The sequence below is a fragment of the Mesorhizobium sp. M1004 genome, from assembly GCF_040318795.1.
GTDB lineage: Bacteria > Pseudomonadota > Alphaproteobacteria > Rhizobiales > Rhizobiaceae > Mesorhizobium.
Genome location: NZ_JAMYNB010000015.1, coordinates 125,570 through 143,007 on the forward strand (window position 1 = coordinate 125,570; position 17,438 = coordinate 143,007).

Below are 17,438 nucleotides of genomic sequence, written 5' to 3' on the forward strand. Positions count from 1 at the left end.
CGTGAGCGCCCTATGCTCTTACGTTTCCGGAAAAAGCTTCGGAAACAGCGCGTCCAGAGCGTCCGCCGGAAAGCGTAGGGACACTGGGCCCTTTGGCGTTTCCGACGCCAATAGTCCGAGCGCGATTACGTCATTGAACACTCGACGCGCCGTACGTTCGGGTAGTCCGCTAATACGGGATGCCTCGCCGCGGTCAAACTCACCGCGCGTGAGCGCTTCCTCCACGAGGCGGCCGGCTTCGGGCTTCAGACCACTGCGCTCCACATGCCGATACAGCCGCTTGGCCAACGTGTCGAGATCGAACAGTCCGGTCATGAAGCTCACCTGATCGATACACGCCTGCAGGAACCATAAGGTAAAATCGCCGAGTGCGCGTTCGGAGAGGTTGCCACGTCCGTCGAGATCACCCTGGCGGGGCATATCGGCATGATCCATCATGCTCTTGTAATCCGTTCGGCTTTTCACGCCACGTGCCAAGCCTCGTGAGATCGACCACAGCCCGTGCGCGGCGACCCCGGCCTGAGGGCCATGGCGTGGCTCATCAATCGGCTGACGCGTCCGTTGCCGTCCGGAAACGGGTGAATGTAGTTGAAGCGGTGATGCGCGGCAGGAATGGTCAGGATGCGTCCGGCCTTGCCCAGCTTATCGAAGCGATAACGCATGGCAAAGTATTGCATGAAATCGTTGACGCGATCGCTCGAAGGCGGTTCATGCCGGCCGATGGCGACGTCATGCTCTGGCTTCGATCGCCACTCACCTGGCGCCATGACGAACTCACGGCCGGCACCCTTGATGGTCAGCATGGGCGCTTCGGCATCGCGATAGAATTCCGCGTGCAGCCATCGAAGAAAACCTACCGATGCCGGTTCCGGCAACTGCCCATCGGCAGCCAGGCGGTCGATCTCGGCTTGCACGCGAACGTGCGCGGCCGCCTCGAGCTGCAGATTGCGGCGGTTCTCGTCTCGATCGAAATTCCGACCAGCGCCCGTTCGATGTCGCGCGGGCGCGTATCGTGGCCTTCGATCAGGTTGCTGTAGTAGGTGTTCATGATGCGCACGAGATGGGCGAGGTTGGCTGCGGTACGCGAGTGCAGGCTTTTGCCCAAAACAGCCGACGTCGCCAGGCTTGGACACAAATCGATGCTGCCGATGATGATCATGGCCGATGTTCGGCAGGCCTATGTACTGACAACTATGCACAAACCGTAATTGGGGGAGCCATCTGGCCGATGCTTTGGCCGATCTATGACGATCGGCCGGACTCAGACAGGTTCGAGGTGGAAAAGAGGCAGCTTTAAACATGGTTCTGCCTCGGCCAGCGCAAGATTCGCCTGGAGCTTCGCTTATGCTGTGTGAGCTTGTTCTCTCGCGCCCGAATTCCCCATGGATGGCCAAAAGCAGGCGATCCATTTGTCATTTTTAAGTGCGTCGGACTGCCAGTTGATCGCGTTCTGACCCGACTGGGAGTTCAAGTTTGACCTGAAACTGACCGGGTGCTGGATGGCAGGCTTCATCCCCACCGGTCTGATATGAAAAAACGTCCGGCCCCGAAGGCTAGGCTGCAATCTCGTATGGCTTCTATGCGCCGTTCTCTTGGAGCGTGTTGCGGGCTTGGTCTGCCCAACCTCGGAGCTCAACGCTTCACGGCGTTAGGATGAGCGTTCGAAGCGCAGGATTACTGCCGACACTGCTCTTCTTGTTCGCATTGGGCAGTTCCCGTTGGAAGCTTCCATCTTGCCGACTGCTGAGTTTGGAGTCGCCGTAGCTGTGAAATCGAAAAGAAGCCCATAGGCAACGTTTGCCGCGACGCTACTGAGAGCTGGTCACCGGGAGAGCCGAAGGTAGAACGAAGTTGTCTCGTTGAGCTTGTATGTGGCGCCAGCATAGAAGGCCCAGTTCCCACCCCAAGGCTTATACAAACGCCCACCGTTAGCGCCGATCGCGTTCATGGCCTCGTCCTTTTGGCAGAGATCACCACGGTCGCTAGCTGGCGAGCAAAGTCCGTCCCAGCGCTGCATTATCTCGTCGGATCCGGCAAGCTGGCAGGATTTCCCAGGCGGAGCTGACGGGGAGGGATGGTGGGAACAAAACGGTGCGCGTGAGGTCTCGGCGGGAACAGCCAAGACATCTACACCCGATCCGATGCCTCTCAACGCCGAGGCCGCACCTCCGTGCCGAAGCCGGCCTTCCCAATGGTGGGTCGAGCCGTCGCTTACCCCGTGCTTGCCTCACAGATCCGCGACCGAGAACCCAGCCACATGCCTGCCGGGGCCTAGGTCCATCAAGCATGAAAGGAACACGTCGGAACCTGGGATATCGCTTGCCCGGCCGGGCGGCGATAGCCTTGTCGGGGCAGCGAGGAGCCGTGGCCGATGATGAACGCACAGGAGAAGTCTGGCGTGAATGGGGCGATGATTGTCAAGCTTTGCTCTCGAGTCATTTCGTCAACCATCTTGCGTGACCGATTGGCGACCATCTCCTCGTCCCGACCTTATATTACCCGTCGCCTGTCGCCGCCAGCGCGCAGTGACTTGTCAAGGATGGAGGCCCGCAGACCCCATCGCGCGGCGACTTGTCCTTGACGGTCACGAGCACGGCGGCAGGTTTGCCGTGGTCGGGGAGCCTTCCTTGAGCGGAAGCCGACGACAGTGTTCGAGGGGAACTCGCCATGAGCCGGGTGCGCAGAGATCGTCCGACGCTCTTGTATTTGCTGGATCCCAGCCGGCTGCCTCGATAGCTCGGTATCCTGAGCGCGTCGGCGGCATCATGCCATTATCATCCTACGAATTGCATGCTCCATCGTCCTGGACGAGACCGGTTTGGCTAGCCAAAGGACGAAGGTCTGATTACCAGATGTGATCGGCATGGGGTCGCTTCCACCAACGACGATGATGGGCACCGTCATCAGGGTGGTACGTACGGCTTCGGGCTGTCCTGGCCCGAGGAAAGTCGCTTTATCGAAAATTAGGAGGTCGGCTGCCTTCCCGCTCTCGATCCAGTCGCAAAGACTCTCGAAGGTCGCGAAGCCGACCGGCTTATAACCCAGCGCGGCGATCTTATCCTTGTAGATCTCCAACGCTGCTGGATCGGGGTCAACGACTGCAATGATTTCTCCGTTGCCAAGTGATCCATCGCATGGGCCGAAAGCGCTATCAGCTCTGACCTGCTCCTCAGCGCAGGCCGGTAAGTAGAGATCGAAGCGTGTACCTCGGCCAACAGCCGAGGTGACGTCAAGGCATCCTGCGAGCGCGCTCACATGGCGGTCCACTGCAGCAAGACCCAGTCCGGTCCCGCCGACGCGAGAGCGCGTGGTAAAAAAGGGCTCAAAGATATGCGGAAGCACCGAACTTGCGATTCCTTGGCCATCGTCGCTGATGGAGAGGAGAACGTAATCTCCCGGTTTCAAGGTGCCCTTAGCCACGGGCTTCGTTTGACAGACGTGAGCGCGAGAAACGCTAATCTCGACACGGCCCTCATTCAAGAGAGCCTCCGACGCGTTCTTGCATAGATTCATAAGGATCTGCTGTATCTCGGTCGGGCTGCCCTCGATCACCGTTTGCCACTCGCTGATCTTGAAGTTCAACTGAACATCCGCACGAAGTGTAACCCGCAGCAATGGCGCGAGATCCATTACACTCTCCGAGACGTCGAAAGGCATCGTCACGCGCTTCCGATTTCGGCTTAGTGACAAAATTTGATCAATAATCAGTTTGGCTCGGTTGCTGGCCAAGATAATTTGGCCGATGTGGCCCCGAATTCTCGAGGGGCGACGCACAAGACCTTTAGCCATCTCTGCGTAGCCGACTATTGCTCCTAGAACATTATTGAATTCATGTGTAACGCCGCTTGCGATTGTGCCGACAGCCGTCAGCCTTTCCGCATGCTCCCATCGACTCTCAAAAAGGTTACGTTCCGTGTGTACACGTTGCATTTCAAGATGGTTGCCTAAACGCACAGTAGCGCTCGCCAGAACCAGGAGGTCGTCTGTGGAGGGTGGTGAGCGATCTCCTTCAAAAACAAGGATACAAACCGCAGCCTGCTGATCGGAGGCCCGGCAACCAACAATTTGACAAACACCGGTAGTGCCTACGGCAGTCCGAACCACTTCCGACGCCGGAACCACGCGAAACACTGGCTGTTCCGGGTGTACAAGTGAGACGACTTCATGGATTAGCGTGGCGTTCCAGACGCGCATGCGCTTGTTCGCGACAAAGTACTCGGTATTCCTGCTGATACTCGGATCCACCAGAGCAAGCGCGCATTGATCCGCATCGAAAACGCATTGAATGAGTCTAAGCGCTGCTTCGGTGGAGAAGCGCCGCGAAGCCTTCGTTGCTTGACTGTCGATGAAACAAGCTTCGATCTCACTCATCGCCGCTTCAAGCTCTAACCGCCTTTCCAACCGGTTCGTCCGCACATGCAGCGTGGAGGCTCGAATGGTCGCAAACAAGCAGAGGCATATGGACACCAAGCCAAAGAAAAGCCGTGAACGCTGCGCTTGCGCGCTGGCGAAGCTGTAGGCTTTCAGATGTTCTCGCTCCAATTCGGCAGCCTTGGCGAACGTGTCGAAGGATGGGATCCGATTGACAGCGCGGTCCAACCTCAACATTGAGGACAGGATAGCGCGGCCCTCGCGGGCAACATCCTCCGTGACTTGGTCCTGGCTAGGAGGAAGTCGGCGGAGAGACTGATCGATTTGTAATGCGAGGCTGAATCCCGGTCTGGCCGAAAATTGAAGGATCAGATTGGAAAATTCAGGCCTGTTCGACACTCCCCCCCGAAGGCGATTAGCCGAGCGAGCAAAGCGTACGAGAGAGCTTTGCAGAAGCTCATTTTGCGCGGCCGAGGCCGAGATGGCAGCTTCTGTGTTTTCGAGGGAATTTTTGAGCTGTGCAACCAACCTGGAGTGCACCCCGGAGCTCTCATTGGGCGAAATCTCAACAAGGCGTTGGTAGTTTTGAAGGTTCCATTTTAATGCTTGCCCGGTAGAAGCAACGGAACGGAAGTCCAATACCATGTCGGCGCGGGCGACGTCTCGCTGGAGCAATGCGTAGTTGATCTGAATCGTCCGCAGTTCGCTTAGGACCGCCTCGTTGATCTGGGGGTCTTGCCACTGTATCGCGACCAAGAGCGCGACCGAGGCCACTAGGGCCATTACAGAAGCTTTGTCGGTATTGAGCCATTTTTCCCAAACGAACGGCGTTTGATCCGCGGTGCGTGCCTTGCGAAGGTCCGATTTGAAATCTAGCTCCCCATCGCGTCGGTGTGCGGCCGGATGCTGCTGGAACAGGAAAGCCAAGTGTACCTCTCCCCTCAAATAGGCGGTGTAGACGCCGTCGCACTCTGCCCCCATGGCCCGCTGACCTTCCATTGATTCGCGGGCGTTTCGACCTCGACGGCGAGGCGGCAGCACAAGGCGGGCAACTGATCGCAGTTTTCGGAACTGGTCTTCCGAGAGATCATCGAAGGGGCATACAAGCGCACGCCTGCAGCAGCGAAGGATGATACCGGCCGGTCAAACGCAACTGGCGAGGGCCGGATCTGCTGTTGGCTGGCAGCTAACACTGGCGGGGCGGCGGCCTCGACTCCGGCGTGCCTAGAGCCGGCTGCTGCGAAAGCGTCCCACACGCTTCCCTTGGGGTCATCCCGTCCAGCGGGCATCCTTGGATCGCTGAAAAAAGACGAGGCGGCTTGATGATCCTGCCCTCGCTGAAGCACCTCGCGAAACCCTTGTTCCAGTCGCAGAAGCTCCTCTGGACCGGTAGGCGGCTCGTCAGCTCGACCATCGAACAGCGGCCGGAGCGCCTCGGACACGTGCTGCTCAAAGCCCACTCGCCGGGCCTGGACCGCTTGCCCATCTTCCAAGCCGGCGTCCTGCACCTGCGACAAAGCTGTTACACGGGATGGATTACTATTTCGCGGGTTCATACTAGCCTCACATCAAACTGTATCGTCAAAGTCCTGCGCCAATTCACACAGCGGGTCATCGAGTTGAGATTCTGCGGAGAGCGCCTCCTCTGCTCCCGTCAAGGGCGCCGGCTCCGGGAGGGCGCCTGTCTGGCTTTCAAAGATGCGTTTCAGAATGCGATCCGAAAAATATCGCACCTTCCTCAATTTTGATGGTGGCAGACCTTGATGAGAACGATTTCGTACTCGTCATTGAGCAGCCGCACCTGTTCGGGACGCAACAGCGGTGCACCTTGATGTGAATTCTGAACGTTCCAATCGAACGTTCGCGCCTGGCTGTAGGAAATCGATTGGGCTTGAAATGTGAATCCACCGATAGCTTTGGAAATGTAGTTCGGAGTCTCGTCATCTACCTCGATGTTCCTAGAAGCGCGCCGGCAGCCCGGGCGGGGGGCTTGGGGGTAGACTGCCAGCGCACGCCACTCATAAAGAGCGGCCTCTTTTCGCGGTTCGGACACCCATAGTCAACCCGGCAACGTCTGGATGCCCGCTGTGCTTTTTGCAGAGCGGCGATGCCGGGCATATCGGCCGATCCTGTCTAGGATGGTGTGGCCACTCTCGTCGGCCGAGTTGATGCTCCAGCCAGTATCGCCTTGCCGACCAGCATGAGTTCGCCGTTAGCAATCCATCGTTGCGGGCGTTCCAGTCACGGCCTTCCATTCGGCGATGGCTTGCAAGCGATGAACATGTATGGCGAGAGCAGAACGTTTGGGGCGGGGGACGAAGAGGTTGCGGAGGGCTGACAAGGTCGAGACGAAGCGTTGCAGGCCTCCCGGCGATCGGACCCCTGCATCATCCGCTCCCGTTTTCGCGGCGGCACATGGGAATTCTCCGCTCTGTTGTTCAACCCCTTGTGCGACCGGTGCTCGACGTCCGGCATCATCTGTCGCTTTGCCGCTCCATACGAGCGAAGCTAGTCGGTGATCATGCGCTTCGGCGCGAGCCCCTGCTTCTTCCACAGCCGCGTCAGCAAGCGCAACCTCTCGCAGGGTGCGCTCTCAGAGTTCGTTCCTGCGCAGCGGCCTTGTTATCTCGATACTGGATAAGCGTCTACGAACCTACGCGCCGCATAACGAGCTTTGTTGCGCTGGTCGGTTGCGAAGGGTGGCTCTATGCATCGCAGTGGCGGACGCGAAATCCTCACCATCCTTCTGCATCGCGCTATTTGGCTTGCCGAAAACCCAATTTCGCCGGCACGCTGCCGCTGAATACGATGATCATCTCGCATTCTTGCTATGGGGACTGTCCTCCTTCCTGGGCACGCGGCTGACGGCGACGAAAGCGGGTTTATTCATGCAACACCCTTTTTGGCAGGCAAGCTGGTGGACTTCGGGATGTCGGGGGCGAATATAGCGAAGACTCCCGCCGCTCGCTGATGCATTCTGGACGCAACCGCATCGAGCCGATGTGTTCGAGACGCTTCGCGGCTGCAGTCGCCGAACGATGGCGTGGTTATGCGACCTGTTCGGCATGGCTACCCCCGTCCAGTCAGGCGTTCACGAAGGTGTTTGTCGAGAGTTCGTGGAGAAAGTCCGCCACTTATCGTTGGCGAGGGCTTTGCTCCGGAGTGGCGATCGGTGCGCTGATCGACAGGCAGGCTCTGGCCAAAATCGAATCCCATGCCGTCGCGAAAGGCCGCAGAATTCGATGCGGGGGCAAACGCATCGCGCGAATGGCACGTCGAACTATCGGTCCTGTCTCCAGCGAGATGACCATCGCGCAAGAAAGAGACATTCGGGCGGCTGGCGCCTGTGGTTGCTTCGACGATGCGGATAGGTCGTGCATGAGGCCAACGACACGATCTACGGCCTTCCCCCATATTTGTGCCTCAAACGGAAGCGTGTTTGGCGTGTCGCCGAGGCCTTGGAATATGGCATAGTGGTATGAACACGGGACGCATGTCGTCGGAAGCCGCGCCTTTCGGCCGAGTGAAGCAGTCCGGCATCGGGCGGGAGGGTTCCCGCCATTGCCTCGAGGACTACCTCGAAATGAAATACCTCTGCACGGGCGGCATCTGAAGCATGGGCTTGCAGGGGCTCGCAGACCGGTAAACCAGCGAGCCATCTCCAAGTATGTGAATTGTGGATTGCTCCTCGACGGGAGCTGAGGGGCGGCTCCGCAAGCCTTACGACGCTCTTTGCGAGCCGTAGCTGCCGAGCTGGCAAAAGGCCGGGCTACGTCGCGCCAGCGCAATCGGCGCGCAGAAAATTAGGCCTACCCGCTCCGGGACCGCGGACCTCGTCAGCTTCTCGTAAGTATGCCCGAGTAGGTTGCTCAGCTGATCTGTGGACGTGAGGCTAGCGTGAACCGGCACAAATTTGACCTATCCAATGTAACAGGTTGGCGGCAGGTGCAGCCCCCGGCATCTCAAGAGCAAGCGGCACAGGCCGGGCAAGAGGGCTTTGAGCAGCGCTCGGGCGAGGCGCGCCAAGCCGCTGCCCAAATTCCCGCCCCCGGCGTTCCGGCTCTGCCAGACCCGTTCCATCCTCATCCGTCTCAGGGAGACCTGAGCCTCATCGAAGGCGCGGCCCCATGGGAAGCGCAGCCCATGATGCAAGGGAGCGGACAAGAACACGCCGCGGCGCGGTACGCCGGAGGCAGTGGGTCGATGCTGGGTGCCTCGGTGCTGCAGCCGGGTCACTCAACGGCGCGCCATCATCATGCGCCGGATTCGTCAGTGGGTGATCTGAATCCTTCCGCACCGTTCGAGTTGCGTGACCATGCTCGTTCCCCCGTACCGGCAGCGGTGCAGCCAGATCCTCCAGTAGTGGTCTCCGACGGTCGCGGCTGCAAGCGTCCTCTTTATTCCAACGATGCGACCGTTGTCGAAGGGCTGAGGTCACTCTACGCGGGTAAGGCCAAGGAGGAAACGGTCAAGCGCCATGTAAATTCTCTTTACGGCTTTGGTCGTTGGCTCTTTAAAAATAACAAGCCGGGATTTGCTGCTCGGCTTCACGAGGAGTCGCTGGATGAAGATCTCAAGGAGTACGAGAGCAGTGGTGGCTCCTCGACTGTGGCTGTGGCACTGCGTCGTCTCAGAGAGTCGGCGGGCGGAGTGCCAATGGTGGGCCGCGCTGTCCTGAATCCCGACCCTGCCGACGCCGTGCTCATCAAAGAGTACAAAGCGGCTCTCATCAAAGAGTACAAGGGAGCGCCTGCGACCGGGCCGAATCGCCAAACCATTCACGACTATGGAGCTACTCTTAGACGTTTCAGTGAATACCTGGTTGAAAACAACAAGCCGGGGATTGCGGCTCGGCTTCACGAGGAGTCGCTGGATGAAGATGCCAAGCGCTATAAGGACTCCAGTGGTGACCGGAGGATGATTGCACTAGCTCAACTCCGGAAGTTCCTGCCGTCCGCCGCACTCGGGCGCGAAATTGCCCTTGCTGCTCGTCCGGAAGACGCAGTCGGCATGGAGGCTCGTGCCATTGGGGACGCCGCTGCGCAGCACCGCGGGCCGCAGAAGGCATTGGGTCGGCCAGAGAAGCTCCCTGGGGAAGCTAATGAAGACGCCGCTGTTCTGTCGTCTTTCGTACCAACTGGGCACCATCACCAAGCCTCGGATCCCGCAGAGTCCTTTCGTCCCCTGATCTGGCGCGACGGCGACCAGCGCGCGCCGGACGAGCGGATCGCTGCACAGGACAGGAGCAACCTGCTACCAAGCGAGGAGGTGCCACTGAGGCCACCGGAATTCGCTCCGCCCAGCTTGCGGGCGGGGAATTCCGCCTCGCCAGAGCTCTTTCCTGAGGGGATGTCCCCCGCGGTCGAAGGGTTTTTTGGTGTTTTCGGCGACCCCAGCGGGCGGGTGCTCGGCGCATTGCAATTGCTAGGCGACGAACATATCCACAGGGATTACCAGCTCCTGGAGCAGGAGTTGCAGGGGAACAATCCAGAACTCGCCGCCCGGACGCGGTTCGTGGATCCCCTCGTAGCCAATTATCATCTGCGCTTGGGCTCCGAGAGCGACAAGCTAAGCGCATTCCAGCGCATCGTCCATAATCAGAACGGTAACGACACAGCCGACTTCCTGTTCGTGCCAGTGAGCGATGGCGGTAAGACTCTTGCGGAGCGCGGCAAACATTGGTCGCTGCTGTTCGTTGATCGCAGCGACCGGGAACGGCCGGTTGCCTATCATTATGACTCCGTCAGCGGATGGCATGACAAGCTTGCAAAACACCTCGCAGAAAGGCTGGGCGCCAGCCTGGAGACCCGCGTGGACTTACCCCGCATCGCCCAGCAGAGCAACGAGTGGGATTGCGGAGTCTACGTGGTGGACGGCACGCGGGCGCTGGTTGGGCGATTGCAAAGATGGCAGCCAGACCTGCCAGACCTGCCAGACCTGAACCTCAACAACCTCGTCGTCAATCGGCAGGCACTACAAACCCGACTCATGGGTGACGATACATCTGGAACGGCAAATTATCTCACGAACTTTGAACTCATGGACCGACAGGCGCGAGACGCGGTTAAGGAAAGCCCCGTTGGGACGTTTCACCAGCGGATCAAGCGGCTCGGCCAGTCAGCGCGAGCGTTGCACGACAGAGCCCTGGCTCCAGTCGCGCCGGACCAAGGCAACCCAGACTCGGTGTTCGTACGGGACGTTGTTCCCGGGGAAACACGCCATCATCATGCGCCGGATTCGTCAGTGGTTGATCTGAATCCCCCCGCACCGTTCGAGTTGCGTGACCATGCTCGTTCTATGCCGGCGGCGGTGCAGCCAGATCCTCCAGTAGTGGTCTCCGGTCGCGACAAGCGTCCTCTTTATTCCAACGATGCGACCGTTGTCGAAGGGCTGCGGTCAGCACTCTATGCCGGTAAGGTCGGGGAGCGCACGGTCACGGACCATGTAAATTCTCTTCTCGGCTTTGGTCGTTGGCTCTTTGATAATAACAAGCCGGGATTTGCTGCTCGGCTTGACGATCCGTTGCTGGATCAGGATCTCAAGGAGTACCAGCGCGAGAGTGGCTCCTCGAACGTGGCTAGAGCACTGGGTCGTCTCAAAGAGTCGGCGGGCGGAGCGCCAATGGTGGGCCGCGCTGCCCTGAATCCCGACCCTGTCGACGCCGAGCTCATCAGAGATTACAAAGCGGCTCTCATCAAAAAGTACGAGGCAGAGCCTGCGACCGGGCCGAATCCCAAAACCACTCAGGACTATGCGGCTACTCTTAGACGTTTCAGTCAATACCTGCATGAAAACAGCAGGCCGGGGATTGCGGCTCGGCTTTACGAGGGGTCGCTGGATGAAGATGCCAGGCGTTATTTGGACTCCAGTGGTAACCGGTGGATCAGTGCACTAGCTCATCTCCGGAAGTTCCCGCCGTACGCCGCACTCGGGCGCGAAATTGCCCTTGCTGCTCGTCCGGAAGACGCAGTCGGCATGGAGGCTCGTGCCATTGGGGACGCCGCTGCGCAGCACAGCGGGCCGCAGAAGGCATTGGGTCGGCCAGAGAAGCTCCCTGGGAAAGCTAAGCAGCTGAGCGAGATCGGCAATTCAGGCGCTCGCGTGCTGATGCAGGCCCCCACCCATCAAGTGGGTGCATTGCCATGGGAGGCGCAGCCCATGATGCTGGGGGACGAGCACCTGGCACCGCATACCGGAGGCAGTGGGTCGATGCTGGGTGCCTCGGTGCTGCAGCCGGGTCACTCAAGGGCGCGCCATCATGATGCGCCGGATTCGTCAGTGGTTGATCTGAATCCCCTCGCACCGTTCGAGTTGCGTGACCATGCTCGTTCTGTGCCGGCGGCGCCTGCCGGGCCAGCGTTCGCCAGGGCTGAGGAGACGCCCTCCGCGGTTGGCGAGGCCGCGGTGGCCGAAAGGTGGGCTCGGTTGCAAAAGCAAATGGACGAACCAGTGCATGATCCCGGCCCTCAAGTGGATACATCGCCATGGGAGGCGCAACTCATGGTGCAAGGGAGCGGACAAGAACACGCCGCGGCGCCCTACGCCGGAGGCAGTGGGTCGATGCTGGGTGCCTCGGTGCTGCAGCCGGATCACTCAACGGCGCGCCATCATCATGCGCCGGATTCGTCAGTGGTTGATCTGAATCCCCCCTCACCGTCCGAGTTGCGTGACCCTGCTCGTTCTGTGCCGGCGGCGCCTGCCGGGCCAGCGTTCGCCAGGGCTGGGGAGACGCCCTCCGCGGTTGGCGAGGCCGCGTTGGCCGAAAGGTGGGCTCGGTTGCAAAAGCAGAAGGTCGACGCTGATTTGTCGGGATATTTCGACTCGATTCCGCACGCGGACCTTCTACGATCGCCATGGGAGGCGCAACTCATGACGCAAGGGAGCGGACAAGAACACGCCGCGGCGCCCTACGCCGGAGGCAGTGGGTCGATGCTGGGTGCCTCGGTGCTGCAGCCGGGTCACTCAACGGCGCGCGATTCGTCAGTGGTTGATCTGAATCCCCCCGCACCGTTCGAGTTGCGTGACCATGCTCGTTCTGTGCCGGCGGCGCCTGCCGGGCCAGCGTTCGCCGGGGCTGAGGAGACGCCCTCCGCGGTTGGCGAGGCCGCGGTGGCCGAAACGCTGGCTCGGTCGCAAAAGCAGATGGTCGACGCTGATTTGTCGGGATATTTCGACTCGATTCCGCACGCGGACCTTCTACCATCGCCATGGGAGGCGCAACTCATGCAAGGGAGCGGACAAGAACACGCCGCGGCGCCCTACGCCGGAGGCAGTGGGTCGATGCTGGGTGCCTCGGTGCTGCAGCCGGGTCACTCAACGGCGCGCCATCATGATGCGCCGGATTCGTCAGTGGCTGATCTGAATCCCCCCGCACCGTCCGAGTTGCGTGACCCTGCTCGTTCTGTGCCGGCGGCGGTGCAGCCAGATCCTCCAATAGGGGTCTCCGGTCGCGACAAGGGTCCTCTCTATTCCAACGATGCGACCATTGTCGAAGGGCTGAGGTCAGCATTGGAGAGCACGGTCAAGCGCCATGTAAATTCTCTTCTCGGCTTTGGTCGTTGGCTCTTTGATAATAACAGGCCGGGATTTGCTGCTCGGCTTCACGAGGAGTCGCTGGATCCGGATCTCAAGGAGTACGAGAGCAAGAGTGGCTCCTCGGACGTGGCTAGAGCAGTGGGTCATCTCAAGACGTGGGCGGGCGGAGCGCCAGTGCTGGACCGCGCCGCTGTCCTGAATAATCCCGACCCTGCCGACGCCGCGCTCATCAGAGATTACACAGCGGCTCCCATCAAAGAGTACAAGGCAGCGCCGACCGGGCCGAATCCCGCTACCATTCAGACCTATGGATCTGCTCCTAGACGTTTCAGTGAATACCTGGTTGAAAACAAAAAGCCGGGGATTGCGGCTCGGCTTCACGAGGGGTCGCTGGATGAAGATGCCAAGCGCTATAACAACTCCGGTGGGATCAGTGCACTAGCTCATCTCCGGAAGTCCGAACTCGGGCGCGAGCTCCCTGGGAAAGCTAATGAAGACGACGCTGTTCTGGCATCGTCTTTCGTGCCAACTGGGCCCCATCACCAAGCCTCGGATCCCGCAGGGTCCTTTCGTCCCCTGAGCTGGCGCGACGGCGACCAGCGCGCGCCGGACGAGCGGATCGCTGCACAGGACAGGAGCAACCAGCTATCAAGCGAGGAGGTCCTCATCAACCGTGAGCATGATACAGCGGAGTTGAGACCAGCGAAGAGGCAAAGGCCCCTGAACAGTCGTCTGCAGGACGTTGCCACTGAGCCGCAGCTGAGCGAGATCGGCAATTCAGGCGCTCGCGTGCTGATGCAGGCCCCCACCCATCAAGTGGGTGCATTGCCATGGGAAGCGCAGCCCATGATGCAAGGGAGCGGACAAGAACACGCCGCGGCGCCGTATGCCGGAGGCAGTGGGTCGATGCTGGGTGCCTCGGTGCTGCAGCCGGGTCACTCAACGGCGCGCCATCATCATGCGCCGGATTCGTCAGTGGTTGATCTGAATCCCCCCGCACCGTCCGAGTTGCGTGACCATGCTCGTTCTGTGCCGGCGGCGGTGCAGCCAGATCCTCCAAAAGTGGTCTCCGGTCCCGACAAGGGTCCCCTCTATTCCAACGATGCGACCGTTGTCGAAGGGCTGAGGTCAGCTTACGCGGGTAAGGTCAAGGAGAGCACGGTCAAGCGCCATGTAAATTCTCTTCTCGGCTTTGGTCGTTGGCTCTTTGACAATAACAGGCCGGGATTTGCTGCTCGGCTTGACGAATCGTCGCTGGATCAGGATCGCAAGGAGTACGAGAGCAGGGGTGGCCCCTCGGAGTACGAGAGCAGGGGTGGCCCCTCGATCGTGGCTAGAGCACTGGGTCGTCTCAAGACGTTGGCGGGCGGAGCGCCAGTGGTCGACCGCCCTGTCCGGAATCCCTACCCTGCCGACGCCGCGCTCATCAGAGATTACACAGCGGCTCTCATCAAAGAGTACAAAGAAGCGCCTGCGACCGGGCCGAATCGCGGTACCATTCAGGTCTATGGATCTACTCTTATACGTTTCAGTGAATACCTGCATGAAAACAGAAAGCCGGGGATTGCGGATCGGCTTCACGAGGGGTCGCTGGATGAAGATGCCAAGCGCTATGTGAACTCCGGTGGTAACCGGAGGATCAGTGCACTAGCTCATCTCCGGAAGTTCGCACCCGGGCGCGAAATTGCCCTTGCTGCTCGTCCGGAAGACGCAGTCGGCATGGAGGCTCGTGCCATTGGGGACGCCGCTGCGCAGCGCAGCGGGACGCAGGAGGCATTGGGTCGGCCAGAGAAGCTCCCTGGGGAAGCTAAAGACGGGCGGGTGCTCGGCGCATTGGAATGGCTAGGCGACGAACATATCCAGAGGGATTACCAACTCCTGGAGCAGGAGTTGCAGGGGAACAATCCAGATCTCGCCGCCCGGACGCGGTTCGTGGATCCCCTCGTAGCCAATTATCATCTGCGCTTGGGCTCCGAGAGCGACAAGCTAAGCGCATTCCAGCGCATCGTCCATAATCAGAACGGTAACGACACAGCCGACTTCCTGTTCGTGCCAGTGAGCGATGGCGGTAAGACTCTTGCGGAGCGCGGCACCCATTGGTCGCTGCTGTTCGTTGATCGCAGCGACCGGGAACGGCCGGTTGCCTATCATTATGACTCCTACAACGGATGCAATGACACGCTTGCAAAAGAGCTCGCAGAAAATCTGGGCGCCAGCCTGGAGACCCGCGTGGGCGTATCCCGCATCGCCCAGCAGAGCAACGTGGTGGATTGCGGAGTCTACGTGGTGGACGGCACGCGGGCGCTGGTTGGGCGATTGCAATCGCAGCCAGATAACCTGAACCTCAACAACCTCGTCGTCAATCGGCAGGCACTACAAACCCGCCTCAGGGGTGACAATACATTCGGAACGGCAAATAATCTTACGAACTTTGAACTCATGGACCGACAGGCCCGAGACGCGGTTAAGGAAAGCCCCGTTGGGACGTTTCACCAGCAGATCAAGCGGCTCGGCCAGTCAGCGCCAGACGTTGCTCCCGGGGACCCATTTAAATTTCAAAGTCTTGAGAGCAAGGGGGACGCCGCTGCGCAGCGCAGCGGGCCGCAGGAGGAATACAGTTGGCCAGAGTATCTCCCCCCTGGGAAAGCTAATGAAGACGACGCTGTTCTGGCATCGTCTTTCGTGCCAACTGGGCCCCATCACCAAGCCTCGGATCCCGCAGGGTCCTTTCGTCCCCTGAGCTGGCGCGACGGCGACCAGCGCGCGCCGGACGAGCGGATCGCTGCACAGGACAGGAGCAACCAGCTACCAAGCGAGGAGGTCCTCATCAACCGTGAGCATGATACAGCGGAGTTGAGACCAGCGAAGAGGCAAAGGACCCCGAACAGTCGTCTGCAGGACGTTTCCACTGAGCCGCAGCTGAGCGAGATCGGCAATTCAGGCGCTCGCGTGCTGATGCAGGCCCCCACCCATCAAGTGGGTGCATTGCCATGGGAGGCGCAGCCCATGATGCAAGGGAGCGGACAAGAACACGCCGCGGCGCCGTACGCCGGAGGCAGTGGGTCGATGCTGGGTGCCTCGGTGCTGCAGCCGGGTCACTCAACGGCGCGCCATCATCATGCGCCGGATTCGTCAGTGGTTGATCTGAATCCCCCCGCACCGTCCGAGTTGCGTGACCATGCTCGTTCTGTGCCGGCGGCGGTGCAGCCAGATCGCCCAAAAGTGGTCTCCGGTCCCGACAAGGGTCCTCTTTATTCCAACGATGCGACCCTTGTCGAAGGGCTGAGGTCAGCACTCTATGCCGGTAAGGTCGGGGAGATCACGGTCAAGCGCCATGTAGATATTCTTTTCGGCTTTGGTCATTGGCTCGTTGAAAATAACAAGCCGGGGATTGCGGATCGGCTTCACGATTCGTCGCTGGATCGGGATCGCAAGGAGTACGAGATCTGGGGTGGCGGCCCCTCGGCCGTGGCTGGGTCACTGGGTCGTCTCAAGACGTGGGCGGGCGGAGCGCCAGTGGTGGGCCGCCCTGCCCTGAATCCCCACCCTGCCGACGCCGTGCTCATCAGAGAGTACACAGCGGCTCTCATCAAAGCGTACGAGGCAGCGCCGACGGGGCCGAAACCCCGTACCGTTGAGGTCTATGGGTCTGCTCTTAGACGTTTCAGTCAATGCCTGGTTGAAAACAAAAAGCCGGGGATTGCGGATCGGCTTCACGAGCGGTCGCTGGATGAAGATGCCAAGCGCTATATGAAAACCGCTGACATCAGTGCACTAACTCATGTCCGGAAGTTCGCACTCGGGCGCGAAATTGCCCTTGCTGCTCGTCCGGAAGACGCAGTCGGCATGGAGGCTCGTGCCATTGGGGACGCCGCTGCGCAGACCGCGGCACAAGCTCATGGCCACGCAGGAGAGCAGGGACCCATCTCTCGAGCTCAACAAGTCGCGCCAGCGCCGTTTGAACGGCACTTGGGCAACAAGCGTGAGGCCCAGGACGGACTGACGAGTACACTTGACAGGAGCAACCTCGTGAACAGCGGGGGCGTCATCATAAACAATGAACATTACACAGCGCTGTTGAGACCGGCGAAGAGGCAGAGGATTGATAATCCGCAAAGCCGCGCCATGGGGCGGCAACTGAGCGAAGCAACCACGACGTCCATCAGCCAAGCCTCCGATCAAGCCCGAGCGGACCTAATGGCTTCCTTCAGAAGCAGGGAGCGCTCCGACGCGGGGCGTTGAGCTCCCATGGCTGGGGTCAAGCAGAACAGCTCTCTTGACGACAGAGGGGCTGATGCGATCTCCGGACCGGTAGCTCTCGCCGTAATTGATCAGGCTGGTACTGTTGGAAGGCTTGATCAGCCTCGTCACCCCAATCTCCAGCATAGCTCACTGTCACGCGGCCAACGTGCCTCCGTAGCTAACATCTACGTCAGCGTTGAAGAAGTACCCTGCGCCACGGGATGTTTTGACCAGGCGAGGGTTGGCCGCATCAGCCTCCAGCTTTCGGCGCAAGCGCATGATTAGGACAT

General features: G+C 60.0%; 6 protein-coding genes and 3 pseudogenes. 2 read left to right on the forward strand and 7 right to left on the reverse strand.

Going from position 1 to position 17,438, the window contains the following annotated elements:
- Window positions 1-18 precede the first annotated feature (18 nt).
- The 6 genes and pseudogenes from NKH54_RS26810 to NKH54_RS26835 all read right to left on the reverse strand — a co-directional run.
- A complete protein-coding gene (locus tag NKH54_RS26810; RefSeq protein WP_023737287.1) occupies window positions 19-438 on the reverse strand; it encodes a Fic family protein in 420 nt (139 codons plus the stop codon).
- 23 nt (window positions 439-461) lie between these two features.
- On the reverse strand, window positions 462-914 hold the full coding sequence (locus NKH54_RS26815) for a Fic family protein (protein WP_023737288.1): 453 nt from the start codon (window positions 912-914) through the stop codon (window positions 462-464).
- Complete coding sequence (locus tag NKH54_RS26820) at window positions 854-1,159, reverse strand: hypothetical protein (protein ID WP_245271846.1); 306 nt, start codon at window positions 1,157-1,159, stop codon at window positions 854-856. Before NKH54_RS26820 ends, NKH54_RS26815 begins: the two co-directional genes overlap by 61 nt.
- A gap of 1,604 nt (window positions 1,160-2,763) precedes the next feature.
- Window positions 2,764-5,298 carry a two-component system VirA-like sensor kinase gene (locus tag NKH54_RS26825; protein ID WP_353029353.1) on the reverse strand — a complete coding sequence of 845 codons (2,535 nt, stop codon included), beginning with the start codon at window positions 5,296-5,298 and terminating at the stop codon, window positions 2,764-2,766.
- Window positions 5,299-5,939: 641 nt separating this feature from the next.
- Window positions 5,940-6,316 (reverse strand): annotated as a pseudogene (locus NKH54_RS26830) (type IV secretory system conjugative DNA transfer family protein); the annotation flags it as partial.
- Window positions 6,317-6,583: 267 nt separating this feature from the next.
- Window positions 6,584-6,942 (reverse strand): annotated as a pseudogene (locus NKH54_RS26835) (DDE-type integrase/transposase/recombinase); the annotation flags it as partial.
- Window positions 6,943-7,448: 506 nt separating this feature from the next.
- Here NKH54_RS26835 and NKH54_RS32560 point away from each other — a divergent pair.
- Together NKH54_RS32560 and NKH54_RS26845 are read left to right on the forward strand one after the other, a co-directional pair.
- A pseudogene (locus NKH54_RS32560) lies at window positions 7,449-7,984 on the forward strand (aldehyde dehydrogenase family protein); the annotation flags it as partial.
- A 284-nt stretch (window positions 7,985-8,268) separates the two neighbouring features.
- Window positions 8,269-17,148: a Ulp1 family isopeptidase gene (locus tag NKH54_RS26845; protein ID WP_353029354.1), complete on the forward strand. Its 8,880-nt coding sequence runs from the start codon at window positions 8,269-8,271 to the stop codon at window positions 17,146-17,148.
- A gap of 153 nt (window positions 17,149-17,301) precedes the next feature.
- On the opposite strand, the gene NKH54_RS26850 is transcribed toward NKH54_RS26845, so the two are convergent.
- Window positions 17,302-17,438 (reverse strand): winged helix-turn-helix domain-containing protein (locus NKH54_RS26850; protein WP_352544138.1); only part of this gene is annotated, 137 nt, incomplete at its 5' end.

Bases quoted from the DNA above. Each gene is read 5' to 3' on its own strand.
- NKH54_RS26810 (WP_023737287.1), bottom strand. From the start codon at position 438: ATGATGGATCATGCCGATATGCCCCGCCAGGGTGATCTCGACGGACGT.
- NKH54_RS26820 (WP_245271846.1), bottom strand. From the start codon at position 1,159: ATGATCATCATCGGCAGCATCGATTTGTGTCCAAGCCTGGCGACGTCG.